The sequence below is a fragment of the Mesorhizobium sp. M7A.F.Ca.CA.003.01.2.1 genome (genome assembly GCF_003998945.1).
Lineage (GTDB): Bacteria > Pseudomonadota > Alphaproteobacteria > Rhizobiales > Rhizobiaceae > Mesorhizobium > Mesorhizobium ciceri.
Map to the genome: position 1 here is coordinate 1 of NZ_RZRA01000008.1, position 23,157 is coordinate 23,157.

25 protein-coding genes are annotated in these 23,157 nt (G+C 62.1%); 12 read left to right on the forward strand and 13 right to left on the reverse strand.

Going from position 1 to position 23,157, the window contains the following annotated elements; all coding sequences use genetic code 11:
• The 7 genes from EN969_RS01050 to EN969_RS01080 all read left to right on the forward strand — a co-directional run.
• The coding region (locus tag EN969_RS01050) for a thiamine pyrophosphate-dependent enzyme (RefSeq protein WP_245467403.1) at positions 1-824 on the forward strand (824 nt) is incomplete at its 5' end.
• Positions 825-918: 94 nt separating this feature from the next.
• Positions 919-1,800, forward strand: a complete 882-nt coding sequence (locus EN969_RS01055; RefSeq protein ID WP_063170471.1) for a cytochrome c oxidase assembly protein — start codon at positions 919-921, stop codon at positions 1,798-1,800.
• Positions 1,801-2,057: 257 nt separating this feature from the next.
• A complete protein-coding gene (gene coxB, locus EN969_RS01060; protein WP_337122686.1) occupies positions 2,058-3,029 on the forward strand; it encodes a cytochrome c oxidase subunit II in 972 nt (323 codons plus the stop codon).
• Positions 3,026-4,966 (forward strand): cytochrome c oxidase subunit I, encoded by a 1,941-nt coding sequence (gene ctaD / locus EN969_RS01065; protein WP_063170141.1) that lies wholly within the window; start codon positions 3,026-3,028, stop codon positions 4,964-4,966. Before coxB ends, ctaD begins: the two co-directional genes overlap by 4 nt.
• Complete coding sequence (locus tag EN969_RS01070) at positions 4,963-5,565, forward strand: cytochrome c oxidase subunit 3 (RefSeq protein ID WP_013533222.1); 603 nt, start codon at positions 4,963-4,965, stop codon at positions 5,563-5,565. Before ctaD ends, EN969_RS01070 begins: the two co-directional genes overlap by 4 nt.
• 1 nt (position 5,566) lies before the next feature.
• Positions 5,567-5,908, forward strand: coding sequence for a hypothetical protein (locus EN969_RS01075; RefSeq protein ID WP_063170140.1), 342 nt, complete (start codon positions 5,567-5,569; stop codon positions 5,906-5,908).
• Positions 5,909-6,141: 233 nt separating this feature from the next.
• The gene (locus EN969_RS01080) at positions 6,142-7,380 is read left to right on the forward strand and encodes a cytochrome c (protein ID WP_164758121.1); all 1,239 of its coding nucleotides are present in this window, start codon (positions 6,142-6,144) and stop codon (positions 7,378-7,380) included.
• On the opposite strand, the gene EN969_RS01085 is transcribed toward EN969_RS01080, so the two are convergent.
• The 7 genes from EN969_RS01085 to EN969_RS01120 form a co-directional block, all read right to left on the reverse strand.
• A complete protein-coding gene (locus EN969_RS01085; RefSeq protein ID WP_063170138.1) occupies positions 7,352-7,777 on the reverse strand; it encodes a c-type cytochrome in 426 nt (141 codons plus the stop codon). The genes EN969_RS01080 and EN969_RS01085 overlap by 29 nt on opposite strands.
• Before the next feature lie 70 nt (positions 7,778-7,847).
• On the reverse strand, positions 7,848-8,171 hold the full coding sequence (locus EN969_RS01090) for a hypothetical protein (RefSeq protein WP_013533226.1): 324 nt from the start codon (positions 8,169-8,171) through the stop codon (positions 7,848-7,850).
• 539 nt (positions 8,172-8,710) lie between these two features.
• The gene (locus EN969_RS01095) at positions 8,711-8,914 is read right to left on the reverse strand and encodes a CsbD family protein (RefSeq protein WP_013533227.1); all 204 of its coding nucleotides are present in this window, start codon (positions 8,912-8,914) and stop codon (positions 8,711-8,713) included.
• 322 nt (positions 8,915-9,236) lie between these two features.
• Entirely contained in the window at positions 9,237-10,799 is a 1,563-nt protein-coding gene (guaA, locus tag EN969_RS01100) for a glutamine-hydrolyzing GMP synthase (RefSeq protein WP_063170137.1), read from the reverse strand.
• Between the two features lie 48 nt (positions 10,800-10,847).
• A complete protein-coding gene (locus EN969_RS01105; protein WP_013530372.1) occupies positions 10,848-11,516 on the reverse strand; it encodes a 5'-methylthioadenosine/S-adenosylhomocysteine nucleosidase in 669 nt (222 codons plus the stop codon).
• Between the two features lie 141 nt (positions 11,517-11,657).
• Entirely contained in the window at positions 11,658-12,116 is a 459-nt protein-coding gene (locus tag EN969_RS01110) for a PaaI family thioesterase (RefSeq protein ID WP_013530371.1), read from the reverse strand.
• Positions 12,117-12,256: 140 nt separating this feature from the next.
• Positions 12,257-13,546 (reverse strand): RsmB/NOP family class I SAM-dependent RNA methyltransferase, encoded by a 1,290-nt coding sequence (locus EN969_RS01120; RefSeq protein WP_063170136.1) that lies wholly within the window; start codon positions 13,544-13,546, stop codon positions 12,257-12,259.
• Between the two features lie 181 nt (positions 13,547-13,727).
• Between EN969_RS01120 and EN969_RS01125 the strand changes: the two genes are divergently transcribed.
• Positions 13,728-14,405 carry an MIP family channel protein gene (locus EN969_RS01125; protein WP_013530368.1) on the forward strand — a complete coding sequence of 226 codons (678 nt, stop codon included), beginning with the start codon at positions 13,728-13,730 and terminating at the stop codon, positions 14,403-14,405.
• Between the two features lie 86 nt (positions 14,406-14,491).
• Here EN969_RS01125 and EN969_RS01130 read toward each other — a convergent pair whose 3' ends face one another.
• The 4 genes from EN969_RS01130 to EN969_RS01145 all read right to left on the reverse strand — a co-directional run bounded on the left by EN969_RS01130 (position 14,492) and on the right by EN969_RS01145 (position 18,338).
• On the reverse strand, positions 14,492-15,298 hold the full coding sequence (locus tag EN969_RS01130) for an amino acid ABC transporter ATP-binding protein (RefSeq protein ID WP_013530367.1): 807 nt from the start codon (positions 15,296-15,298) through the stop codon (positions 14,492-14,494).
• Positions 15,295-16,236 (reverse strand): amino acid ABC transporter permease, encoded by a 942-nt coding sequence (locus EN969_RS01135; protein ID WP_013530366.1) that lies wholly within the window; start codon positions 16,234-16,236, stop codon positions 15,295-15,297. Before EN969_RS01135 ends, EN969_RS01130 begins: the two co-directional genes overlap by 4 nt.
• A gap of 143 nt (positions 16,237-16,379) precedes the next feature.
• Positions 16,380-17,237: an ABC transporter substrate-binding protein gene (locus EN969_RS01140; RefSeq protein WP_063170135.1), complete on the reverse strand. Its 858-nt coding sequence runs from the start codon at positions 17,235-17,237 to the stop codon at positions 16,380-16,382.
• A 93-nt stretch (positions 17,238-17,330) separates the two neighbouring features.
• Complete coding sequence (locus EN969_RS01145) at positions 17,331-18,338, reverse strand: 2-oxoglutarate and iron-dependent oxygenase domain-containing protein (protein WP_013530364.1); 1,008 nt, start codon at positions 18,336-18,338, stop codon at positions 17,331-17,333.
• Positions 18,339-18,439: 101 nt separating this feature from the next.
• Here EN969_RS01145 and EN969_RS01150 point away from each other — a divergent pair, with 101 nt between their 5' ends.
• From EN969_RS01150 to EN969_RS35755, 4 genes are all read left to right on the forward strand, one after another.
• The gene (locus EN969_RS01150) at positions 18,440-19,384 is read left to right on the forward strand and encodes a nucleoside hydrolase (RefSeq protein ID WP_013530363.1); all 945 of its coding nucleotides are present in this window, start codon (positions 18,440-18,442) and stop codon (positions 19,382-19,384) included.
• Positions 19,385-19,498: 114 nt separating this feature from the next.
• The gene (locus EN969_RS01155) at positions 19,499-20,173 is read left to right on the forward strand and encodes a TetR/AcrR family transcriptional regulator (RefSeq protein ID WP_013530362.1); all 675 of its coding nucleotides are present in this window, start codon (positions 19,499-19,501) and stop codon (positions 20,171-20,173) included.
• A 213-nt stretch (positions 20,174-20,386) separates the two neighbouring features.
• On the forward strand, positions 20,387-20,521 hold the full coding sequence (locus EN969_RS35750; protein WP_245462541.1) for a LysR family transcriptional regulator: 135 nt from the start codon (positions 20,387-20,389) through the stop codon (positions 20,519-20,521).
• Positions 20,522-20,545: 24 nt separating this feature from the next.
• Entirely contained in the window at positions 20,546-20,791 is a 246-nt protein-coding gene (locus tag EN969_RS35755) for a LysR substrate-binding domain-containing protein (RefSeq protein ID WP_063170133.1), read from the forward strand.
• Between the two features lie 243 nt (positions 20,792-21,034).
• Here EN969_RS35755 and EN969_RS01165 read toward each other — a convergent pair whose 3' ends face one another.
• Together EN969_RS01165 and EN969_RS01170 are read right to left on the reverse strand one after the other, a co-directional pair.
• A complete protein-coding gene (locus EN969_RS01165; protein ID WP_013530361.1) occupies positions 21,035-22,138 on the reverse strand; it encodes a calcium:proton antiporter in 1,104 nt (367 codons plus the stop codon).
• Positions 22,139-22,207: 69 nt separating this feature from the next.
• Positions 22,208-23,157: AMP-binding protein (locus EN969_RS01170; protein WP_164758122.1), on the reverse strand; the 950-nt coding region annotated here is incomplete at its 5' end.

The window sequence follows — 23,157 nt, forward strand, 5'->3', positions numbered from 1 at the left end:
TTCCGGTCGAGGCCGGCCTCGTCGGCGACGCGGCCGAGACATTGCGCGCGCTCAACCAGCGCCTGACGCAAAAGCCCTCCGATGAATTCCTGCGCCGTTCCCAGGAGACCATGAGAAAATGGCGCGAGATGATGCGGCAGTCGGAAGACATGCAGGCGCAACCATTGAAGCCACAAGCGATTGCCCGGGCGTTCGGACAAAGATTGGCGGACGACACAGTGCTGGCCACGGATTCCGGTCAGAATACGGAGCTGGCCGCCCGCCATGTCGATCTTCGCAGCGGCCAGGCATTTGGGGTGTCCGGATCGCTGGCGTCGATGGCTTGCGGTCTGGCCTACGCCATCGCTGCCGGCATAGCGTTTCCCGGTCGACCGATTGCCGCCATCGTCGGCGATGGCGGCTTTGCCATGCAGCTCGGCGAATTCTCGACGGCGGTGCGCTACAAGATCCCGCTCAAGGTTCTGGTGATCAAGAACAACATGCTCAATCAGATCGCCTGGGAGCAGATGATGTTTCTGGGCAACCCGCAATTCGGTTGCGAATTGCAGCCGATCGATTTTGCCAAGGCGGCAGAAGCAATGGGCGCAAAGGGTTTTCGCATCGAGCGGGCCGATCAGATCGAGACGGTTCTCGACCAGGCTTTCGCCACGCAAGGCCCTGTCGTGATCGAAGCGCTGGTAGATGCCTATGAGCCGCTGATGCCGCCCAAAATGCCGGCAGACTACGCCAAGAACTTCCGCCAGGCCCTGCCGCGGACGCCGGGACACGAACGCATAGAAGAAAATATCGCCCGTGAGCCGGCGAAATCGATGATGGATGCCTAGAGGCGGCGCAGGGAGGTGGAACAGCGCGCCTCAGTGGCTTCATTCTGAATCTTTCCAGATGAACCCGCGCTCTTCCGGGTGACGGATGCGGATCATGAGCTTCGACGCGCTCTTTTCGACCTCGATTTGCTATGGCAACGGCGCTCCGCAGGCTGGTTGGACTCTGGCGCTACCCATCACATTGCCACTGGCGGCAATCCTTTTGCTGTATGTTGCCGGCGCTGGCCGGCTGTGGCGACGGAGCGGACGTGGACGTCGCTTGCGATCGCGGCAGGCCTTGCTGTTTGCTGCCGGCTGGTCCGTCCTGGCGTTCGCCTTTGTAAGCCCGATCCATGCATTGAGCGAACATGTGTTTGCGGCGCACATGATCGAGCACGAATTGCTGATGGCGGTCGCAGCGCCTCTGCTGGTTGCCTCCCGCCCGACGGCGGCGATGATGTGGGCCCTGCCGGTACAGCTGCGCCAGATATTCGGAGTGGCTGGACATGCAAATGCGCTTCGGGCGGTCTGGGCGTTCATCAGCCGTCCTGTGGTCGCGACCGTCCTGCACGGAGCCGCGATATGGATCTGGCATGTCCCGGCGCTGTTCGAGGCTGCCCTCCAGCAGGGCTTCCTGCACTATGCCCAGCACGCGAGTTTCCTCGGTAGCGGGCTTTTGTTCTGGTGGGTGCTGCTGCCTCGCCTTGGCCGCGAGCAGGCTTGCGGCAATGCCGTGATGCATCTTTTCTTCACCTCCCTCCACACCGGGCTGCTCGGGGTGTTGCTCGTCGTCTCGCCCAGGCTGTGGTATCCGGATAATGCGATCGGCTCGGATTTATGGGGGCTCAACCCGCTCGAGGACCAGCAACTTGCAGGCTTGATCATGTGGATTCCCGCCGGCCTGATCTATGGCGGAGCCGCACTGCTCCTGGTCGCTTTCTGGATTCAAACGAGCAGTCCGCGGCAACAGGCTTTCCAGCAGTTGCGCATCGTCTAACCCGCACCGCTTCGCGTCGGTTTTCAGCCGGGGGGTGTTGCCAAGCATCCTTTTTCAGTCAGCCGCGTTATGGCCTTGGCAACGATGGTGGATCCTTCATGGCGAGGTGCATGAGTCCGTTGGCCAGCTCTCGCAGGCTGACACGACCGCGAATGTCGCTTGCCCCCACATGTCCTAGGCAAATCTTGCCTGGCACCGTTCAGGGAACGGCCGCGCAACGGCGTTTGAGGGCGATCAGCGCAGCGCCGATATTGGCCTTGGCAGGATGCGGCGACAAGCAATCGGCCCTCCATGCACACGGTGCGAATGCCCGGAGAATCCTTGATCTGATCTGGTCTTTCAGCGCAATCGCAGTGGCCACGTGGCTGCTTGTCATGTTGATCCTGGCGGCAGCGCTTTTGCGTCGTCGCCTGTCCGAGACAACGCGCTCGCCGCTCGAGATCGATTCTCGTCAGGAGCGCCGATTTACCCGCGCTGTCGGCAGCGCCATTGCGTTGACCGTTCTGGTGCTCGTCATGATGACGATAGCGAGTTTTTTCGCCGGCAAATCCATTGCTTCGCTGAGTGGAACGGAAACGCTTGCCGTGCGCATCACCGGGCACCAATGGTGGTGGGAGGTCCGGTATCCCGGAGATGATCGGTCCCAATCGATCGTCACGGCAAATGAAATCCATGTCCCGGTTGGCGAACCGGTCAAGGTCGAACTCGATTCGCTCGATGTCATTCATAGCTTCTGGGTGCCGAACCTTGCCGGCAAGCGCGATCTCATTCCGGGCCGGCCGAGTGAGCTCACACTCGTCGCCGATAAGCCCGGCATCTATCGTGGCCAGTGTGCCGAATTCTGCGGCTATCAGCACGCCCATATGGCCATCACCGTCATCGCGGAAAGCCGCGAAGCGTTCGAAGCATGGCAATCCAGGCAAAACGCCGTCGCATCCGCGCCTGGCGGCGACGAAGAGCGCCGCGGCCAACAGGCATTTCTGTCCACCGGCTGTGCGCTCTGCCACACGATAAGAGGCACGCCTGCCAGCGGAACGGTGGGACCTGACCTAACTCATCTCGCCAGCCGACGCGCACTGGCCGCGGATACGCTCGCCATGACCCCTGGCGCGCTCGCCGCCTGGATCGCCGATCCACAGTCGATAAAGCCCGGCGCCAAGATGCCGCGCATTGCCCTTAGCGCCGACGATCTCAACGCGGTCGTCACCTATCTCGGAAGCCTCGAATGAGTGGCCTTGCGGGAAAGCCGGCCGAGCACACTCAGGAGGCCCTGAAAGGCATCCGTGACACCGGTCTCGAAGAGGTGAGACTGCGCGCCTTTCTGGCGCATGCCTGGCGAACGCCGAAAGGCTTCTACGGCTGGCTGGTCACGGTCGATCACAAGCTGATCGGACGGCGCTATATCGTGACGGCTTTCCTGTTTCTCATCCTTGCGGGTCTGTCAGCGCTCGCCATGCGCTTCCAGCTTGCCCAGCCTGAGGCCGGCCATATCGGTCCCGATCTCTACAACCAGCTGTTCACCATGCACGGCACGACGATGATGTTTCTGTTTGCCGTGCCGGTGATGGAAGCTTTCGCCATTTACCTGGTGCCGCTGATGATCGGCACTCGCAATGTCGCCTTTCCGCGGCTCAATGCATTCAGCTACTGGGTCTATCTTTCCGGCGGGCTGATGATCTGGATCGCCTTCGCCTTCGAAACCGGTGCGGATGCCGGCTGGTTTTCCTATGTGCCGCTCGCCGGACCCGAATATGGCGTCGGCAAGCGCCCCGATTTCTGGGCGCAGATGGTGACCTACACCGAAGTGTCCGCCCTCGCGGTAGCGGTCGAGATCATCGCGACAGTTTTCAAACAACGTGCCCCCGGCATGTCGCTCGACCGCATCCCGCTCTATGTCTGGTCCGTCCTCGTTACGGCTTTCGTCATCCTGTTCGCCATGCCGGCCGTGATGGTCTCGAGCACAATGCTGATCCTCGACCGCCTGGTCGGCACAAAATTTTTCGACCCCGTAGCAGGCGGCGATGCACTGCTGTGGCAGCATCTGTTCTGGTTCTTCGGCCATCCCGAGGTCTATATCATCTTCATTCCGGCGACCGGCTTCGTTTCCGCGATCCTGCCGACCTTCGTTCGCCGCCCGGTGTTCGGCTATCTCGGGATCGTGCTGTCGTTGATCGCGATCGGTTTTCTTTCCTTCGGCCTGTGGGTGCACCACATGTTCGCTACCGGCCTGCCGCAACTCGGCGAGAGCTTCTTCACCGCTTCCTCGATGATGATCGCCATTCCGAGCGGCGTTCAGATCTTCTGCTGGATTGCGACGATCTGGGGCGGCCGGCCGATCTTCGCCACGCCCATGCTTTTCGTTCTCGGCTTCATCTTCACCTTTGTGATCGGCGGCCTGACCGGCGTCATGGTCGCCTCGGTGCCGCTCGACCTGCAGGTGCACGACACCTATTTCGTGGTTGCCCATTTCCATTATGTGCTGGTCGGGGGCGCCGTCTTCCCCCTGCTCGGCGCCGTTTATTACTGGTTTCCCAAGATCACCGGACGCATGCTGTCCGAGAGGCTCGGCCGCTGGAATTTCTGGCTGGTCTTCCTCGGGTTCAATCTCACCTTCTTCCCCATGCATATTCTCGGTCTGCAAGGCATGCCGCGCCGCGTTTATACGTATCCGCCGGCGAGCGGCTGGGGCGAGATGAACCTCTTCATCAGCCTCTCTTCGCTGGTGGTGTTCGCGGGCTTCGCGCTTTTCTTCCTGAATCTCTTTCTCAGCCTCCGCAACGGCCGCATTGCAGGAGACAATCCCTGGGGCGCGAGCACGCTCGAATGGGCGACGACGTCGCCGCCGCCCTCCTACGATTTTTCGCGGCTGCCCGTGGTAACTCACCGCGAACCGCTTTGGGCCGAGCCCGATGTGCTCCCAGTGGTCGAAGGTCTGCGTGTCGACGCCCGCGAGGTGCTCGCCGGTACGGTCGCCGATGCGATGCCGCAAGTAAGGGTACCATCGGCTGACAACTCGATCTGGCCGTTGCTGTCGGCCATCGCAGTCGGCGGCGCATTTCTCGGTTCGATATACACGCCGTGGGCGGTGGTCTGGGGAGCGATCCCGGTTTCGATCGGCTTTATCTGCTGGTTCTGGCCGAAAGGCGAACCGGAGGACGAGGAATGAGGCACCGCCCCGTCGCCGACGTCAGTCACCTGCCCACATACGATTTCGGGTCAGCGAGCCCGATGTGGTGGGGAACCCTTGCCTTCATTGCCCTCGAGGCAACCGGTTTTGCCTTGGCGATAGGCACTTACTTCTATCTGGCCGTGCTGGCCCGGCATTGGCCCATTGGGGCCCCTGCGCCAGATCTGCTGCCGGGGACGGCAGTACTGGTTATTCTGGTTGCGAGCGTCGTGCCCAACCACATGATCGAGGTTTGGGCACGTCGCCAGGACCTGGCGAAAGTTCGCCTTGGCATGGTCGTCATGTCGATCGTCGGCATTCTTCCGCTGATCGTTCGCATCTGGGAATTTCCGGCTCTGCGGATTTCCTGGGATCAGAACGCTTACGGATCGATCGTCTGGTTCCTGCTCGGGCTGCATACGACGCATCTCCTTACCGATGTCGGCGACACGATCGTCCTGGCGGTTCTCATGTTCACGCAAAAAGGCAAGGCAGGCCGCCGCTTCAGCGACGTCTCGGACAACGCCTTCTACTGGGACTTCGTCGTCGTCTCATGGGTCGTGCTCTATCTTGTTATCTATTGGGCTCCGAGGATGTGAGATGCAGGCGATCCGTACCGGCGTTTCCTGGGCAGGCCTGGTCAGCGGACCAGTTGCGTGGGCAATAACGCTGCAGCTCGATTATTCGATTGCATCCTGGCAATGCCATGCCGGCTTTCGTCCCACTGCCTTGTTCTCGTTGATAGGCGCCGCGGTCGCCCTGGCAGGCGCGCTGCTGTCGTGGCACGCCGTTCATGACCGCGGACATGGTACGGTTCCGCCCCGGAAGGCGCGCACGCGCGCATTCCTTGCAAGGACTTCCGTGGGCATCGGGGCGCTGTTCACGCTCATCTTGCTGGCGCAGCTGATGGCAGGGCTGATCTTCAGCGGGTGCGAACTGTGACGAGGTCAAAGACCCGGAGATTGGCCGTCCGCCGGTGCCCGCCTTGGCCTGCCGCGGGCATTCCATTCCCGGCCGTCACCTCCCGGGCGGTCGCGCTCGTCTTGGCATCGTTGCCGCTTTGCACTGAGCTGCGGGCGAGCGAAATCCAGAAGGGTGAATACCTTACCCGAGCGGCCGACTGCATCGGCTGCCACACGTCCAATCCGAGCCGCCCGTTCGCTGGAGGCTATCGCGTGCCGACACCCTTCGGCGACGTATACTCGACCAACATCACACCTGATCCTGACACGGGCATTGGACGCTACTCCGCGGACGAGTTCGTGCGGGCCGTGCGGAAAGGTATCAGGCGCGATGGAGCCGATCTCTATCCCGCCATGCCCTATGACAGCTTCGCCGCGATGAGCCGCGAGGACGTGCTTGCGATCCGGACCTACCTCCTGGCGCAGCCGCCGATCTCGCAGCCGCAGCCGCGAAACATCCTGCCTTTTCCATTCAACCAGCGCTGGACAGTTGCGCTGTGGAAGCTCGCGAACCTGCATACCGGCAGTTTCACGCCCGATCGGAACCGGACCGCCGCATGGAACAGGGGAGCCTACCTGGTCGAGGTGCTCGGCCACTGCGGTGCCTGCCACACGCCAAGGAATGCAACGTTCGGCATGGATGAAGACCACAAGCTTGCCGGCGGCACCGCCGGCATCTGGCAGGCCTTCAACATTACCAGCGACAAGATCGCAGGCGTCGGCGACTGGAGCAACGAAGAGCTGTCTCGATTTCTCAAAACCGGCGCCGTTCCCGGGAAGGCTTATGCGGGCGGGCCGATGGCGGAAACGGTCATGAACAGCCTGCAACATCTTTCCGATGACGATATCCAGGCCATCGTCGCTTATCTCAGGGACGTGCCCGCCCAATCGGGAGACGAAAAGCAGCCGCGTTTCTCATGGGGTAACGCGGCCACGGCCGACGGCGATGCTGGAACCGAAGGGATGACGCAAGGCAGCGGGACCGCAGCCGGCGATGATCTCTATCGATCGCTCTGTTCGACATGCCATGGGGCGAACGGAGGCGGATCGTCAGACGGATCCTATCCGTCCTTGACCCGCAACAGCACCCCCGGCGCGGCCACACCCGAGGATGTCGCCATGACCATCCTTGAAGGCGTCAAAGCTGGCGACGTGGCGGGGCGTAAGTCGATGGCGGCCTTCGGCGGCTGGCTGGACGATGGCCAGGTGGCAGCCCTTGCAAATTACGTCACCGCTCGGTTCGGAAATCCCGACGTCAGCGTTACCGCGGCCGATATACGCCAGATGCGGGCCGGCTCGACAACAGGCCAGACAATCATGGTTCTGGCGGCTCAATCACTTGTGGCGTGCGCCGCCGTGTTGATGCTTGGGCTGCTGCTTCTGCTGGCAAGGCGCCTGCGCCGTCGGACCAGTTCAGTGCGCCTCATGTCCGCGCATAGAGATAGGCGGTGATGTCGCGCGCCTCTTGAGGCGACAGATTTGTATTGGGCATGGCCGTGTTCGGGTCTACGTCCCGCGCTCTGCTGATCCAGCGCATCATCGCATCCGGGCTGGCTCGCGATGCCCCGATATATCCTCTTTCGACGACGCCCCGCAGGGAGGGACCGACGGTACCACGGGCGCCGGGCACCCCCGGGATTTCGTGACATCCGCCACAGCCGTTGCGGATCATGGCCGGGATGGCTCGTTGAGGGTCGCCGCCGATCGCCTGCACAAGCGTGGTTTCTCGCAGACTGTTGCTGCGAACCGATCCGCTGGCGAAGACGGCAAAACCGATGACGACAGCCGCCGATGCTCCTGCCAACCACCAGAATTGGGGCGGCGCTTGCTTGGCGGCCTGCCGGTTCATCTGCGCTTACCGCTCTCAGCGCTCAATGCGCTGCCGAAGCACTGGTCCGGCAACGGATTGAGGAGCCGGGTCATTTATTACAGTTCTGCACATTCGATGTTGTCGTGCCGGTCGCGGTGTTGTTGTCGATGTCGTTGCCTGCCGAATCTTTGCAGCGGTCAGTCATGCCACCTGATTTCGTTGTGGAATTTGTCGAATTTGTAGTGCTCGGATCGGAAGGATTCACGGATGTTCCAGAGCCGGTGCCGCTGTTGCCGCCGGTATTTCCAGACGTAGCCCCGGTGCCGTCGTTCGAGCCCGAACCGCTGTTGGAGCCGGAACTGTTCGACTGTGCCACTGCCGATGTGGCCAATGTGAGCGCGAGCACAGCGGCGGACAGAAGTTTGACGATCATGGTGGATCTCCTGGTTGGGTGTACCGCCACCAAACCAATCCTTTCCTGATATGTTCCCGGCGAAATCGTGTTCAGCAAAATTCTTGTGAAACAGGTTTTTGTGCCGGCACTGCAGACGGGCTAGCCGCGCGACGGCGGTCGATATAGGTGCGCCGCCTTGGCGTCGTCCGGCCGCGGAAGCAGCGCTGGCCGCATGCCCTCGCCTGAAGCATAGTTGCTCACTGGTGGCCGCTGCCCGCGTCCCCGACCAGTGCCCGATCATCCCCGGATCGGAGACAGCTCAATCATCGCCATGAAAGTCATAGCAACGGGCCGAACACGAATATAGCCAGTAGAGCAAGAAAAATCACGGCGATAACTGCGATCGCCCACGTGACAATTCTTCTTGTCCCCCGTTGCTCCTGCTTGCGAGAGATATTTTCAGCCACAGTACGAAATCCTTGCTGCAAAACTCAACCGACGACAAGGCTCAGCGCCCGCATGGTCCTGCCGGACTGTTGGGCCGCGTCCTGGAATGGCCACAGCCGGGGCTCACATGCCTACCAACCCTGCCGCCCGTACCAATCGTCGACATCGCGCCGCACGCGGTCCTTTTCGATGCCGTAACGCTCCTGGATCTTGCCTTCGAGTTGATCGCGCTTGCCGGCGATGCGGTCAAGGTCATCATCGGTGAGTTTGCCCCACTGCTCCTTGACCTTGCCTTTCACCTGTTTCCAGTTTCCTTCCACGCGGTTCCAGTCCATGACACCGTTCTCCCTGTTTTGGAAAGGTCCGGAATAGGAAACGCAATCCAGTCAAGGATGTTCCTGGAAACAGCCAACGCGCTGCCCGATGCCGAATCGGTTGCCAGAAGTTATCGCCCCTTGCGGTCCGCAAAGTACGTTCGAGCCAACTTTCAGCCGAGCCATCGTCGCTCGCTCAAACCCGCGTATTGCACGTCATATGCCAAGGCTCTAAACGGCTCCGACGATGCTTTACATTCGTGCCCGATCACGTTTGAGTGCTGTCAGGCAATCAGCGCTAACTCCAGCGGAGGCGACAACACACCATCGCCGCCTAATCCCCCTACTCCCACTCGATTGTTCCAGGCGGCTTCGACGTCACGTCGTAGACGACGCGGTTGATGCCGCGGACTTCGTTGATGATGCGGGTGGCAGCAGCCCCCAGGAAGGCCATGTCGTAGTGGTAGAAATCCGCCGTCATGCCGTCGACCGAGGTGACGGCGCGCAGCGCGCAGACGAACTCGTAGGTGCGGCCGTCGCCCATCACGCCGACCGTCTGCACCGGCAGCAGCACGGCGAATGCCTGCCAGATGGCATCGTAGAGGCCGGCTTTGCGGATCTCGTCAAGATAGATGGCGTCGGCTTCGCGCAGGATCTCCAGCTTTTCGCGGGTGATGCCGCCGGGGCAGCGGATGGCGAGGCCCGGGCCGGGGAATGGATGGCGTCCGATGAAACTCTCGGGCAGGCCAAGCTCCTTGCCCAGCGCCCTGACCTCGTCCTTGAACAGCTCGCGCAGCGGCTCGACCAGCTGCATGTTCATGCGCGCCGGCAGGCCGCCGACATTGTGGTGCGACTTGATCGTCACCGACGGGCCGCCGGTGAAGGAGACACTTTCGATCACGTCGGGATAGAGCGTGCCTTGCGCCAGGAATTCGGCGCCGCCGAGTTTCTTGGCCTCTTCCTCGAACACCTCGATGAACAGCCGGCCTATGGTCTTGCGTTTTTTCTCCGGATCCGACTCGCCCTCGAGGGCGTCGATGAAACGGTCCGACGCGTTGACCAGAATGAGCGGCAAATTGTAGTGCTCACGGAACATCGCCACCACGCCCGCGGCCTCGTCCTTGCGCATCAGGCCGTGGTCGACAAGGATGCAGGTCAGCTGGTCGCCGACCGCTTCGTGGATCAACAGCGCGGCAACGGAGGAATCGACGCCGCCCGACAGCGCGCAGATGACCTTGCCCTTGCCGACCTGCTTGCGGATCGCCTCGACCGCGTGCTCGCGGTAGGCGCGCATGGTCCAGTCGCCCTCGATGCCGGCGATGTTGTGGACGAAGTTCCTGAGCAGCCGGGCACCGTCGGGCGTATGCACCACCTCGGGGTGGAACATGATGCCGTACATCTTGCGCTCGATGTTGCCGAAGATGGCGAAGGGCGAGCCCTCCGATTTGCCGAACACCTCGAAGCCGGTGGGCAAGGAGATGACGCGGTCGCCATGGCTCATCCACACCTGGTGGCGCTGGCCGGGCGCCCACAGGCCCTCAAACAGCGGGCTGTCCTTCTGGATCTCGACGAAGGCGCGGCCGAATTCGCGATGGTCGGAGCTTTCGGCGACGCCGCCCATCTGCACGCACATGGCCATCTGGCCGTAACAGATGCCGAGCACCGGCACGCCGGCGTCGAAGACGATCTGCGGCGCGCGCGGACTGCCGATATCGCCGGTCGAAGCCGGGCCGCCGGACAGGATCACGGCTTTCGGATTGATGCGCTTGAATGCCGCTTCGGCCGACTGGAACGGCACGATCTCGGAAAACACGCCGGCCTCGCGGATGCGGCGGGCGATGAGCTGGGTGAACTGGCTGCCGAAATCGACAATCAGGACGGTATCGGGATGATTGGCTGTTTTCATGGCGAGCGTTTAGAGAAAGAAATGAGTCGACGCAATGGGTTGCGAGTTTCAGAGCGGTCTGGCGTCTTCATGCGGCGAATCTTTCAGAAGCGTGCCCGAACCGATGGCCTGTTCGAGCCGCATGACGGCCTCCGCCAGCTTCTCATCGATGACTTCAAGATATTCGGTCCAGTCGCCGACATGCCTGAGATCCGCCGCCCCGTCGGAAATGCCGCGCAGCCCGATCAGCGGAATGTCGAACAACTGGCAGGCGCGCAGGCAGGCGAAGGTCTCCATGTCGACCATGTCGGCGTTAACAGCATCATAGGCCGCACCGGTGATGATCGCGCCGCCGGTCGATAGCGTCGCCTGCTTGATATCAGGTATCTTGAAGGGCAATGGCACGGTCACCGGCAGGTCGAGGAAGGGTGTGGCACCCTTCTCGAAGCCGAGCGGCGAAGCGTCGATGTCACGGTAGCTGACCGAAACCGCCTGGTAGATTCCCGTCTGCTCCAGCGTCCGGCTGCCGGCTGAGCCGAGCGACACGACGAGGTCGGGCAGGGTTTTTTGCGACTTCAGCCAGGAGAGTTCAGCGCCTAGCCTGACGCCGGCCTCGACCGGACCGACACCTGTCATCAATGGCGTGAACAGCTGCTTGAGATGCGGACCGTATTCGGCCTGCGCCGCCATGACGAAGAGGACGTCCTTGCCCGACAGGCGGCGAATTTTATCGGTCATGATGATTTGCTCCTCTCCGCCCGATCACCTGCTTATCTGCGCCGCCGCTCGCCGGGACCCGCTGCCTCCGGCAGCTCCCGGCGTCCGTGGCCTTTCATCGTGCCACCGGCACGATGAATTCGCCTGCGGCGAACCGGCCACTCACCCTTCTATCCCATCACGCCCGACCACCGTCATCATCGTTCCGGTCATGGTGGCGATCAGCTTGGCCTCGCCGTCGGCGGCAAAGGCGTAGGCCTGGCCGTCGGCGACGATGATGGTGCGGCCTGGCTTGGTCACCGAGCCGCGGAACAGGAAGCGCTCGCCCCTGCCCGGCGCCAGCAGGTTGACCTTGAACTCGATGGTCAGCACGCCGGAATTTTCCGGCATCAGCGAAAAAGCGGCATAGCCGCAGGCCGAGTCCAGCGCGGTCGAAATGACGCCGGCATGGAGGAAGCCGTGCTGCTGGGTGAGTGCCGCCGAATAGGGCATCTCGATCTCGATGATGCCGGGCGTCACCAGCGTCAGTTCGGCGCCGATCGTGGCCATCGCCTTCTGGCGTGCGAAGGAGGTCCTGACGCGATCCTCATAGTCCGGGGCGGGTACGATCTTTGCTGCCATGGCCGCTGCCTTCCTTTATGCGGATAAGCTTATTGCAGAGGCATGGACGGCAGGCAAATGCTTTTGCTGCACTGCACAATCGACCTGGCCTGCCTGCTGGCGCCACGCATCCGTCAGGAATTGGCGACATCCGATCGGATTCAGGCCGACCTGCGCAACGCACAGAAGTAAAACCCGTCGGTGCCGCTCAGCGCCGGCGACAGCGAGATGTCGCCTTTGGCGCCGATGCGCGCGGCTGCCGGATGGCCGGGAAAACGGCTGTCCCAGAGCTGGCGGTGGTCGACGGGAACAAAGCCGCTGTTACGGTCCCGAAAGGCCGCGATCTGCTCGCCATTCTCCTCATCAAACACCGAGCAGGTGATGTAGACCAGCAGGCCGCCCGGTTTGACATAGGCTTTGGCCGCATCGAGGATCGCCGACTGTTCGCCCTTGCGGGTATCGAGCTGCCTCTGCGTCAGCCGCCATTTGGCGTCGGGGCGGCGCCGCCAGGTGCCGCTGCCGGTGCAGGGCGCGTCGACCAGCACGATGTCCATGTGGTTGCCGAGCGGCGCGAGTTCCGTGGGCTTGGTGACCACCTGCACATTGCGGTTTTCCGAACGACGGATGCGGTCGAAGATCGGCGCCAGCCGTGCTTTCTCCGCATCATGGGCAAAGATCTGGCCACGATTTTCCATCGAAGCCGACAGTGCCAGCGTCTTGCCGCCGGCGCCGGCGCAGAAATCCAGCACCTGCATGCCGGCTTCGGCCCCGGCAAGGGCGGCCGCGATCTGCGAGCCTTCGTCCTGGACCTCGAACCAACCCTTCTGGAAGGCCGGTTCGGCCTGCACATTCGGGTGCCGGCCATCGCCGTCGATCGGTGGAATGCGGATGCCGTGCGGGGCGATTGCCGCGGGTTTGGCGCCGGTTCCCGTCAGTTCGGCCAGCACCTTGTCGCGGTTGGCCTGCAAGGTGTTGACCCTGAGGTCGAGCGGCGGGCGCGTTGCCAGCGCGGCGCCCTCGTCGGCCCAGCTCGGGCCGAAGGCTCGCTCGAAAAGCGGCGCGCACCAGTCGGGAACATCCGCCCGCACCGCGTCCGGCGCATCGGCGAGCCGACCGTCGGCGATGGCCTGAAGCTCGGCGGCGGTCAGCAGCGGCGGTGCGAACTTGTCACCATCCAGCGCCTCGTTGAGCGACTGGGCCGTCTGCCCCCATTCGAGCAGCAGGGCGCCGAAGCCAATGGCGCGCGGCGTGTCCTGCCCCAGCAGCCAGCCCGCGGAACGCTTGTGGCGCAAGGCGTCATAGACGATGTTGCCGATGGCCGCACGGTCGCCGCCGCCGGCGAAGCGATGCGACAGGCCCCAATCCTTCAGCGCGTCCGCCACCGGCCGGTGGCGCCGGCCGATGTCTTCCAGCACTTCGATGGCCGCAGCCAGCCTTCCGCCCAGTCGCATTGTCTTGTTCCGTCACGCAGAAAATTATTCCGGCCCTGCTCTAGAGCGCGCAACCGGCGCGCACAAGCAGGTCGGCCGGCACAACCGCTCTGCTTTCCAACTTTTCTGGTTGCGAATACTCTTCCGATTGTGATTCGCGGCGCGAAAAGGTGAACCGGCGGATCGACACGAGGAGAGGGCAATGAAGACTTATCTGGCGGAAGTTCTAGGCACATTTCTATTGGTGTTCATCGGTACGGCTTCTGTGGTGACGGGCGGCTTCGGCGGCGCGCTGCCGCTTGGCCAGGAAGGGATCGGTCTGGCGTTCGGCATCGGCCTCATCGCCGCGGCCTATGCGATCGGCCCCATTTCGGGCGCGCATCTCAACCCGGCGGTGACGCTCGGCGTCTTCCTTGCCGGCCGCCTGCCGGCCAAGGACGTCATCCCCTACTGGATCGCGCAGGTCATCGGCGGCGTCCTTGCTTCACTGGCGTTGTGGATCATCGTCTCCGGCCAGGTTGGCGGACACACCACCGGCTTCGGCGCCAATGGCTGGGATGTGACGAAATGGGGTGTCAGTTCGGCCTTCCTGTGGGAAGTGATCGGCACCTTCACCTTCGTCACCGTGATCCTTGGCGTCACGGCCGAAAAGCACTCGACGGCGTTCGCCGGACTGGTCATCGGCCTGACGCTGGCAGGGCTGCACTTCGCCATCATCCCGGTGACCGGCACGTCGCTCAACCCGGCCCGCTCGATCGGTCCGGCGCTGTTTTCGGGAACTGCGGCGATCGGCCAGCTCTGGCTGTTCATCGTGGCACCGTTGATCGGCGGCGCCATTGCCGGCGTCGTCGCCAAGGCGCGCATCTTCGAGAAGGACTGAGCTCTTTGGAAGGCTGAATATGCGAAGGCGCGGGCCATGGCCCGCGCTTTTTTTGTGGATCTTCTCTTGGGTGGATTCTCTTGCCGTCAAAGCACCCGCGACAGGAACTCGCGGGTTCGGGGCGATACCGGATTGGCAATCATCTCGCGCGGAGCGCCGCGTTCGATGATCACACCGCCATCCATGAAAACCAGCTGATCGCCGATCTCGCGGGCGAAGCCTACCTCGTGGGTGACCACGACCATCGTCATGCCGCTTTCGGCCAGATCGCGCATGACCTGCAGCACCTCGCCAACGAGTTCGGGGTCGAGCGCCGATGTCGGCTCATCGAAGAGCAGGACTTTCGGCTTCATCGCCATCGCGCGCGCGATGGCGACACGCTGCTGCTGGCCGCCGGACAGTTCCCTCGGATACCGGTCGACCTTGTCCAGGAGACCGACGCGCCGAAGCAGAATCTCCGCTTCGGCCTTTGCCTCGTCCGGGGGGATGCGCCGAACCTGCGTCGGCGCCTCAATCAAATTCTCCATCACGGTCATGTGGGAGAACAGGTTGAACGACTGAAACAGCATGCCGGTCTCGGCGCGCCGCCGGCAAAGCAGGTCGTCCTTGACCTCGTAGAGCTTGTCGTCCCTAAGGTCGTAGCCGACGAACTGACTGTCGACGAGCAGGATGCCGGCGCTGAGCTTCTCGAGATGGTTGATGCAGCGCAGGAATGTGCTCTTGCCGGAACCCGAAGGGCCGATGATGCAGGCGACCGATCCGACGGGTACGTCGAGATCGACACCCTTGAGAACCTCGAGCGGACCATAGGATTTGCGCACGCCGCGCGCGAAAACCATGGAGTCGGCTGGGACGCCGAAGCGGGCGCGATTTTCGTCCTTCACGTCGCTCATCGGGAAATGCCACGCAGGCTGATGATGTTGCGCAGGAAGCGCATCGTCACGGCATCGCGGCGCGTATCGCTGCGACCGAAATGTCGCTCGAGGAAATGCTGTCCCACCGACATGATGCTGACTACCGCGAGATACCAGAAGGCGACCACGATCAGAAGCGGGATCGTCTCGAAGGTGCGCGCATAGATGCTCTGCGCCGAATAGAACAGGTCGTCGACGGCGATGAATGTCACCAGCGACGTCATCTTCAGGAGGTTAATGGCCTCATTGCCGGTTGGCGGCAGTACGAAGCGCATCGCCTGCGGCAGCGTGATGCGCTTCAGGATCATGCGGTACGGCATGCCAAGCGCGCTCGCCGCCTCAGCCTGGCCCGACGGCACCGACTTGATGCCGGCCCGGATGATCTCGGCCATGTAGCCCGCCTCGCACAGGGAAAGGGCGACGACGGCAGAGAAGAACGGAGTCATGAAATCATTGGTGCGCACGGAAAACAGCGTGCCGACAAAGGGGATGGTCAACGAGACTTCGCGCACCAGCAGCGACAGGTTGAACCAGAAGATCAGCTGTATCAGGGCCGGTACGCCACGGAAAAACCAGACGTACAGACCCGCGAAGGCACGCAGCACCGGGCTTGGCGACACGCGCATGATGGCGATGACCGTGCCGACAACGATCGCCAATATCATGATCACCGCGGTGAGCATCAAGGTGTTGCCAAGGCCGCGCATGACAGAGGGATGCAGGAGGTAACTCACCACCGTAGGCCAGGCAAAGGCAGGGTTGCTGGCGAAGGCCCGGATGATCAGGAATGCCACCAGCAGGGCCAGCGCCGTGCCGACCCAGATGCCGTAGCGGCGCTGCGGCATGACGGTCAGGCGCGAAACCGCCTCGGCGACGCCCGGCTCGATGCGTATCTCGTTTGGGTGGGCCGCGCCCATCGCTGCTTCTCCTGGTCTTGATCCGGAAGCGGCGCCCGGCACGAGACCGGACGCCGACAACCGCTATCGCATCAGCCCCAAATGATTTCGGAAAGCATGATCAAAGTTTTAGAACAAAGTGCGTCCGACTGGACAAAACTTTGTCAGTCGGCGCGCAACGCCTCCATGCTGCCGACGAAATAGGGCTCCTTGATCGCGTAGGCGCCCATGCCGTATTTGTCGAGAATAGCCTTGTAGGTGCCGTTCTTGAACAGCTCGGAGAGTGCGCCCACCATCATATCGGCGGTCTCCTTGTCGTCCTTGGCGATCGCCATGCCGAGCGGCGCGACTTCATAGAGGGTCGGCAGCACCACGAGCTGGCCCTTGCTGGTGACCTCGAAATAGCTCGAGGCGGTCGCATCGTCCATGCGGGCGTCGACGCGGTCGGACAGCACCGCCTGGACGATATCCGTCGACGAGTTGAAGACCGATTTTTCGATGGCTGCCTGGCCCTTGCCGGTGCAATCCGTGCTCAGCTTGTCGACCAGGAAATCCGATGCGCTGCCTGCCGAAACGCCGATCCGCTTGCCGCAGAGCGGGGTGTCGCCGCTGAAACTCGCCTTCTTGTCCGGCGACGTCGAAACAGCCAGGCCGGCCTTCAGGAACATGACGAAATCGACCTGCTTGAGCCGCTCCGGCGTGGCGGAGAAAGTCTCCCAAGCGACCTTGAAACGGCCGGCCGCCAGGCCCGGTATCATCGAGGGGAAAGGTGTGCGCGCCACGTCCAGCTTGGCGCCGACCAGCTTGGCCACCTCACCGGCCAGTTCTATGATAATCCCGGTCTGTTTGCCGTCGGCGTCGAGATACTCGAAAGGCGCATAGTCCAGCGTGTTGGCGACGGTCAGCATGCCGGTCTGCTGAACCTCGGCCGATTTCGTCACCTTGGCGGCGCCTGAAGGTCCGCTCCAGACTATGGCAAGTGCGGCCAGCGCCAAACCTGCCATCTGTAAATGTGCTCTCATTTTCGTTCCCCTTTTTTGATTACAACGTTTCCTGCAGTCTGCTCTCCAATCAGGGCCTCGCGTCCTCATCGCCGCAGCCAAGCATTGATCCGTCTATGTACCGGCTGCTTCCGCAGCCTTTTTCTTGCGGTAATGGTAGTTCTTGTCGATGCGCTCCATCAGATAGTCGCCGTAGAGCACCGGCTCATATTTCGGCTGGCTACCGGCCGGCACGCAGACCGGCAGCGCCTCGATCGTTTCATCCATGGACGGGTCGAAGAAGAAGGGCTGGGAATAGCGCTCGCGCCCCGACCGGTTGATGACGCGATGCGGCGTCGAGACGAACTGGTCGTTCGACCAGCGCGCCAGGATGTCGCCGACATTCATCACGAAGGAGTCCGGGACCGGAGGCGCGGGAACCCATTCGCCCGCCTTGTTCTTGACTTCCAGGCCGCCGACATTGTCCTGCGCCAGCAGTGTAATGAAGCCGTAATCGGTGTGAGGGGCCGAACCGAATAGCCCCTCCTCATGCGGCTGCGTCGGGTAGTGCAGCAACCGCAGGAAGGTTGTCGGCTGATCGAAATAACGGTCGAGACTGTCGGTCGGAAGTCCAAGCGAAAGAGCGATGGCGCCGACCATTTTGCGGGCCAGTGTGCTCATCTCATCGACATAGCGTTCAATCGTTGGCCTGAAGCCAGCAAGCGTTGCCTCGTCCGGCCACTGGTTGGGACCCTGCAGCGGCTTGTCGGCCAATGTCCTGGGGTCGTCGGCCTCGACCTCGTGCATGAAGAAGATCGATTCGCTCTGGTTCGGCTTGCTTACTGTCGCCACCGACGACGTCACGATCGTCGAGCCGGCAAAGGGCAGGTAGCCGCGGAAATTCCTGTCGATCTTCAGCGCCAGTTTCTGCTCCTCGGGCAGAGCGAAGAAGCGCTTGCTGGCTTCGCGAACCGCTTCGACGTCGGCACGCGGGATCGGATGCCCGACGACATAGAGGAAGCCGATCGTCTCGAGATGGCGGCGCAGTGTCGCCGCCGTCGCGGCGATCGCTTCCTGGTCATCGCCATAGAGCGCCGACACATCGATGATCGGAATTTCGGAAAAGTCGCCGCGTGCGTCCATTCGAACACCTTCTCTTGAACATAAGATACAGTACTGTATTTCTACACATCCAAATCGCCTCAGCAATAGGCTTTCGAGCGCAACGGGAAAAACGCGGCACAATGGCACCACGCAAGATAATCATCGACACCGACCCAGGTCAGGATGACGCGTTCGCGATCCTTTTCGCGCTAGGCTCGCCAGCCGAACTCGAGGTAGTCGGCATCACGACAGTCGGCGGCAACGTGCCGCTTGCCCTAACGTCGAAGAATGCGCTCAAGGTCGTGGAACTTGCCGGACGACCCGATGTGCCGGTCTATGCCGGCTGCCCGGCGCCGATGGTGCGCAAGCTGATCACGGCCGAGTATGTTCACGGCGAAACGGGCCTCGACGGCGCCGATCTGCCCGAACCCGTCACACCGCTGCAGAGCGAGCACGCAGTCAATTACCTGGTGCGCACGATCATGGATGCGCCGGAAGGCGCGTTGACCGTCTGCACGCTCGGGCCGATGACCAACCTGGCCATGGCCATGACCATGGAACCGAAAATCGTCCCTCGGCTGCGCGAAGTCGTGCTGATGGGCGGGGGCTTTTTTCAAGGCGGCAATGCCACGCCTGCCGCGGAGTTCAACATCTTTGTCGATCCGCATGCCGCGCACAAAGTGTTCGACAGCGGCGTCCCGGTGACGATGGCCGGCATCGACTGCACCTACACTGCCCTGATGACGCCTGAATGGCTCGACGCCCTGCGCGCCACCGGCAGTCGCGCGGCGATCGAGGCCGCCAACATGGCCGACTTCTATCGCCAATACGGCACCCACAAATTCGCGACGGCGGCGCGTCCCATCCACGATGCGTGCGTCACCGGTTACCTTCTGGCCCCGGGGATCTACGAGCAGCGCCAGTGCGCCGTGACGGTCGATATCGTCTCGCCCGAAACCATAGGCATGACCGTCGTCGACTGGTGGCACGTCACCGGCCGCCGCAAGAACTGCAATGTCCTGCGCCGGATCGATCCGGCGCCGTTCTTCACGCTGATGCTGGAGCGGATCAGTGCACTGCCCTGAAAATGCGTATCCGGCGATAGACGGTGACACGGAGAATTGCGAAGCAGTCACGGGGCGGTTCGATAGGCGAATCGGCCATGCGCGTTGCGCGCGGCGACGAAGGTCTCGAATTTCATGAACGGGAAAGGCGTGCTGGCGAAAACGAAACGACCGCCTCGACCGGCGGTGCGATCAAAAGCGGCGCGGCAGACGCTCAGCCGTGAGGCCTGGATTGCGGCGGCGCGCAAGGTGCTGGAAAAGCGCGGCATCGGCGAGGTCAAGATCGACCGCCTGGCGCAGCAGTTGAAGGTCACGCGGGGCAGCTTCTATTTCCATTTTGCCAGCCTGGCGGACCTTCGCGGCGGCCTCTTGCAGGAATGGCGAAACAGCAATTGCGCGCCGTTCTGGGCGATGCGCGAGATCCACGACATAGACGGCCTGCAGTTCTTCACCGACATCGTGCATGTCTGGGTGGATGAAGCCCCTTTCAGCCCGCTGCTTGACTTGGCTGTTCGCGATTGGTCACGGACATCGAAAAAGCTCGCTCAGGAAGTCAAGGACATCGACGATCTGCGCATCGCGCTGCTCATCCGGGCGTTCCGCGCCATGGGCTATTCGGAAGACGAGAGCATCGTGCGGGCGCGCATCACCTATTTCCACCAGATCGGCCAGTACGCACTGTCCTTCAAGGAAGACCCGGCCGTGCGCCGCCGCTACCAGCCACTGTTCGGAGAAGTGCTGCTCGGACCGCTCGTTCAAGAACCCGGCACGGCGCCGAAGTCGACGGAGATGCGGGCCGATCGTCGTTAGGACCTCTGGCTGGAAACAGTCGTGCCATCTGGAACGGTCGGGCCGCGTTGTGGCGAGGAGCAGCACCTGTCGCAAAATCGCCATAGGCGGCAGTAAACTTCGAAGCCATTGTCCTTCAATCTCCGGAACCGTGCTAGAGAGCGCTACCGATTGAATAGCGCCTGCTGGTTCGAGGTCCCATTGACAAAACGGCTATCGGATTTCGACGTTGGCTTGCTGCTGACACTCGATGCGCTGTTGAAGCACCAGAACGTCACCCATGCGGCGTCGAGATTGAACATTACCCAATCGGCCTTGTCGGCCCGCCTGACGCGGCTGCGTCAATTGCTGAACGACCCTGGCACTTGAGCCCGAACTCGTCCGGCTGCTCGGTTGAGCGATTTCGTGAATACTGCTCATCTGTTCGACCCCGCCACAAGCAAACGTGTCTATCGCATTGCCGCAACGGACAATCCGGCAGCGATCCTGGCTCCGGACCTCATTCCGCGGTTCAAATCCCAAGCTCCCAACGCAAAGGTCGCCTTTACGGTGCCCGACAAGCCGAGGATCGTCGAGCACCTGGAGCAGGGCGACATCGATCTCTTCATCGGAGCCGCGGAAGACGTTCGAGTGGCCTGATCAGGCAGAAACTGTTCGAAGAGGAATTCGTCACCGCCCAGGGGCACGGCCATCCGCGCGGCAAGGGACCGATCACCCTGGACGAATTCTGTGCCCTCGACCATCTGCTCATTTCGACGATGCAGCGCCATGGCGGCGTGGACGCCCCACCGATGTTGGATGCCAATCGGGGTTTACAGCCGACGTCGGCCATTGCCCAGCCGCAGCGCGAGCCAGCCCTCAAGCGCCAACCTGAGCCAGAGTTCATGGCACAAATATAAGAAATATGTATGTAAGAAATACCACGATATGGACAGCGCCCGTCAAGAATGTTGTTCTTTCAGTACTAAAGCTCACATTGCATATGAAGAGCGCTAAAATCAAAAGCACTGTGTCAGTCGCTGGAAGCCCCAGGGTTAACCCTCTGCCCGTCAGCAGGCTGGCGGCTGCGACCGCCGGTATTGTCAAACCGATTGTGGCGCAAGCGGAACCCATCGCGACATTCAAACCGCGTTGCAGCTCATTGTTGAGTGAAGCGCGAACCGCCGAAATGGCCTCCGGCATCAACACCAGCCCGGCGATCATTGCCCCCACAATACTGTCAGCCTGGGTCACCTGGTAGGCAACGAGCGTATCTTCGACGCTTGCCGCGACCTGCTCGGCGAGCATGACAATGCCGATCAGGCCGGCCATCAGCAACAGAGCGCTGGCAAAGACGCTTTCGTGAGGAGCAGTCCGCAGCGAAACGCCGTGGGCCTGCCCTTCGACAAAGTCTTCTCGGTGGCGGACAGTCTGCGCGAACACAAAACTTGCATAAAGCAGCACCGAAAGCACGCTCACAAAGCCAAGTTGAGCTGCCGAAAATGTGCCCGGCCCCGTAGCTTGTGTGTAGGTCGGCAGAATAAGCGTCATGATGGTCAGCGCGATCAGAACCGCCAAATATGCGCTGGTCCCTTGTCGAACAATTGCCTGCTTGCGATGGCGCCAGCCGCCAAGCGCAAGACACGTGCCGACGACGCCGGTAGATGCAATCATCACCGTTGAAAAGACGGACTCACGTGCAAGCGTAGGGTTGTTCTCTCCATGCAGCATCATGGAAACGATGATCGACACCTCGATTGCCGTCACGGCAAAAGTCAGCACCAATGTGCCGTAGGGCTCTCCTACACGCCGAGCCACCGCCTCGGCGTGGTCGAGCACCACGAAAATGGTGGTGAACATGATCGCACTCGAAAGCGCTCCGACGAGTATCCTGACGCCCAGCGAACCTTCGTCCGCCGACAGCCCGCCTGCCCTGACGGCGACAGCCATCACCAAGGCGGCCAGCGGCATCGCATATGAAGTCACCGAACGTCCGAAACCGCTCATGCAAGCCCCTGCGCGCTGCTGCGAACCGTGGCTGCATTCGCGCACCGACAGATCGAAGCGTTCACCCGTTCACGCCGTCTTCTGCGTCACCAAGCCCAGTTCCTCCACCATCGCCTCGCGCATCAGGAACTTCTGCGGCTTGCCGGTCACCGTCATCGGCAATTCGGTGCGGAAGCGGATGTGGCGGGGGATCTTGTAATGGGCGATCTGGCCGGCGCAGAAGTTTCTGACCTCCTGCTCGGTGGCGATCTGGCCGGGCTTGAGCACGATCCAGGCGCACAGCTCCTCGCCATATTTGGCGTCGGGAATACCGAACACCTGCACCTCCTTGACCTTTGGATGGCGGTAGAGGAATTCCTCGACCTCCCTGGGATAGACGTTCTCGCCGCCGCGGATGACCATGTCCTTGACCCGGCCGACGATGTTGCAATAGCCCTCGGCGTCGATGGTGGCGAGGTCGCCGGTGTGCATCCAGCCGTCGGCGTCGATCGCCTCGCGGGTCTTGTCGTCGTCGTCCCAGTAACCCTTCATCACCGAATAGCCGCGCGTGCAAAGCTCACCCGGTACGCCGACCGCAACTGTAGCGCCATCGGCATCGACCGCCTTGACCTCGACATGGGGGTGGATGCGCCCGACGGTCGAGACGCGCTTTTCCAGGGGGTCGTCGACGCCGCTCTGGAACGACACCGGGCTGGTCTCGGTCATGCCGTAGGCGATGGTCACCTGTTCCATATGCATCAGCGACACCACCTTTTTCATCACCTCGATCGGGCATGGCGAACCGGCCATGATGCCGGTGCGCAGGCTGGAGAGATCGAAGGCGGAAAAATCCGGATGATCCAGCAGAGCAACGAACATGGTCGGTACGCCATAGAGCCCGGTGCAGCGTTCCTGAGCCACCGCCTTCAGCGTGGCGCCGGCGTCGAACCCTTCTCCCGGGAAAACCATGGTGGCGCCTTTCGAGACGCAACCCATCGTGCCCATCGACATGCCGAAGCAGTGGTAGAGCGGCACTGGTA

Excerpts from the sequence above, each read along its gene's own strand:
- EN969_RS01140 (WP_063170135.1), bottom strand. The coding sequence starts at position 17,237 with ATGAGAGCACATTTACAGATGGCAGGTTTGGCGCTGGCCGCACTTGCC.
- EN969_RS01070 (WP_013533222.1), top strand. The coding sequence starts at position 4,963 with ATGAGGCACCGCCCCGTCGCCGACGTCAGTCACCTGCCCACATACGAT.
- guaA (WP_063170137.1), bottom strand. The coding sequence starts at position 10,799 with ATGAAAACAGCCAATCATCCCGATACCGTCCTGATTGTCGATTTCGGC.
- EN969_RS01090 (WP_013533226.1), bottom strand. The coding sequence starts at position 8,171 with ATGATCGTCAAACTTCTGTCCGCCGCTGTGCTCGCGCTCACATTGGCC.
- EN969_RS01105 (WP_013530372.1), bottom strand. The coding sequence starts at position 11,516 with ATGACCGATAAAATTCGCCGCCTGTCGGGCAAGGACGTCCTCTTCGTC.
- EN969_RS01095 (WP_013533227.1), bottom strand. The coding sequence starts at position 8,914 with ATGGACTGGAACCGCGTGGAAGGAAACTGGAAACAGGTGAAAGGCAAG.
- EN969_RS01110 (WP_013530371.1), bottom strand. The coding sequence starts at position 12,116 with ATGGCAGCAAAGATCGTACCCGCCCCGGACTATGAGGATCGCGTCAGG.
- EN969_RS01120 (WP_063170136.1), bottom strand. The coding sequence starts at position 13,546 with ATGCGACTGGGCGGAAGGCTGGCTGCGGCCATCGAAGTGCTGGAAGAC.
- ctaD (WP_063170141.1), top strand. The coding sequence starts at position 3,026 with ATGAGTGGCCTTGCGGGAAAGCCGGCCGAGCACACTCAGGAGGCCCTG.
- EN969_RS01145 (WP_013530364.1), bottom strand. The coding sequence starts at position 18,338 with ATGGACGCACGCGGCGACTTTTCCGAAATTCCGATCATCGATGTGTCG.
- EN969_RS01165 (WP_013530361.1), bottom strand. The coding sequence starts at position 22,138 with ATGAGCGGTTTCGGACGTTCGGTGACTTCATATGCGATGCCGCTGGCC.
- EN969_RS01125 (WP_013530368.1), top strand. The coding sequence starts at position 13,728 with ATGAAGACTTATCTGGCGGAAGTTCTAGGCACATTTCTATTGGTGTTC.
- EN969_RS01055 (WP_063170471.1), top strand. The coding sequence starts at position 919 with ATGAGCTTCGACGCGCTCTTTTCGACCTCGATTTGCTATGGCAACGGC.
- EN969_RS01135 (WP_013530366.1), bottom strand. The coding sequence starts at position 16,236 with ATGGGCGCGGCCCACCCAAACGAGATACGCATCGAGCCGGGCGTCGCC.
- EN969_RS01150 (WP_013530363.1), top strand. The coding sequence starts at position 18,440 with ATGGCACCACGCAAGATAATCATCGACACCGACCCAGGTCAGGATGAC.
- EN969_RS01085 (WP_063170138.1), bottom strand. The coding sequence starts at position 7,777 with ATGAACCGGCAGGCCGCCAAGCAAGCGCCGCCCCAATTCTGGTGGTTG.
- EN969_RS01130 (WP_013530367.1), bottom strand. The coding sequence starts at position 15,298 with ATGAGCGACGTGAAGGACGAAAATCGCGCCCGCTTCGGCGTCCCAGCC.
- EN969_RS01075 (WP_063170140.1), top strand. The coding sequence starts at position 5,567 with ATGCAGGCGATCCGTACCGGCGTTTCCTGGGCAGGCCTGGTCAGCGGA.
- EN969_RS01155 (WP_013530362.1), top strand. The coding sequence starts at position 19,499 with ATGAACGGGAAAGGCGTGCTGGCGAAAACGAAACGACCGCCTCGACCG.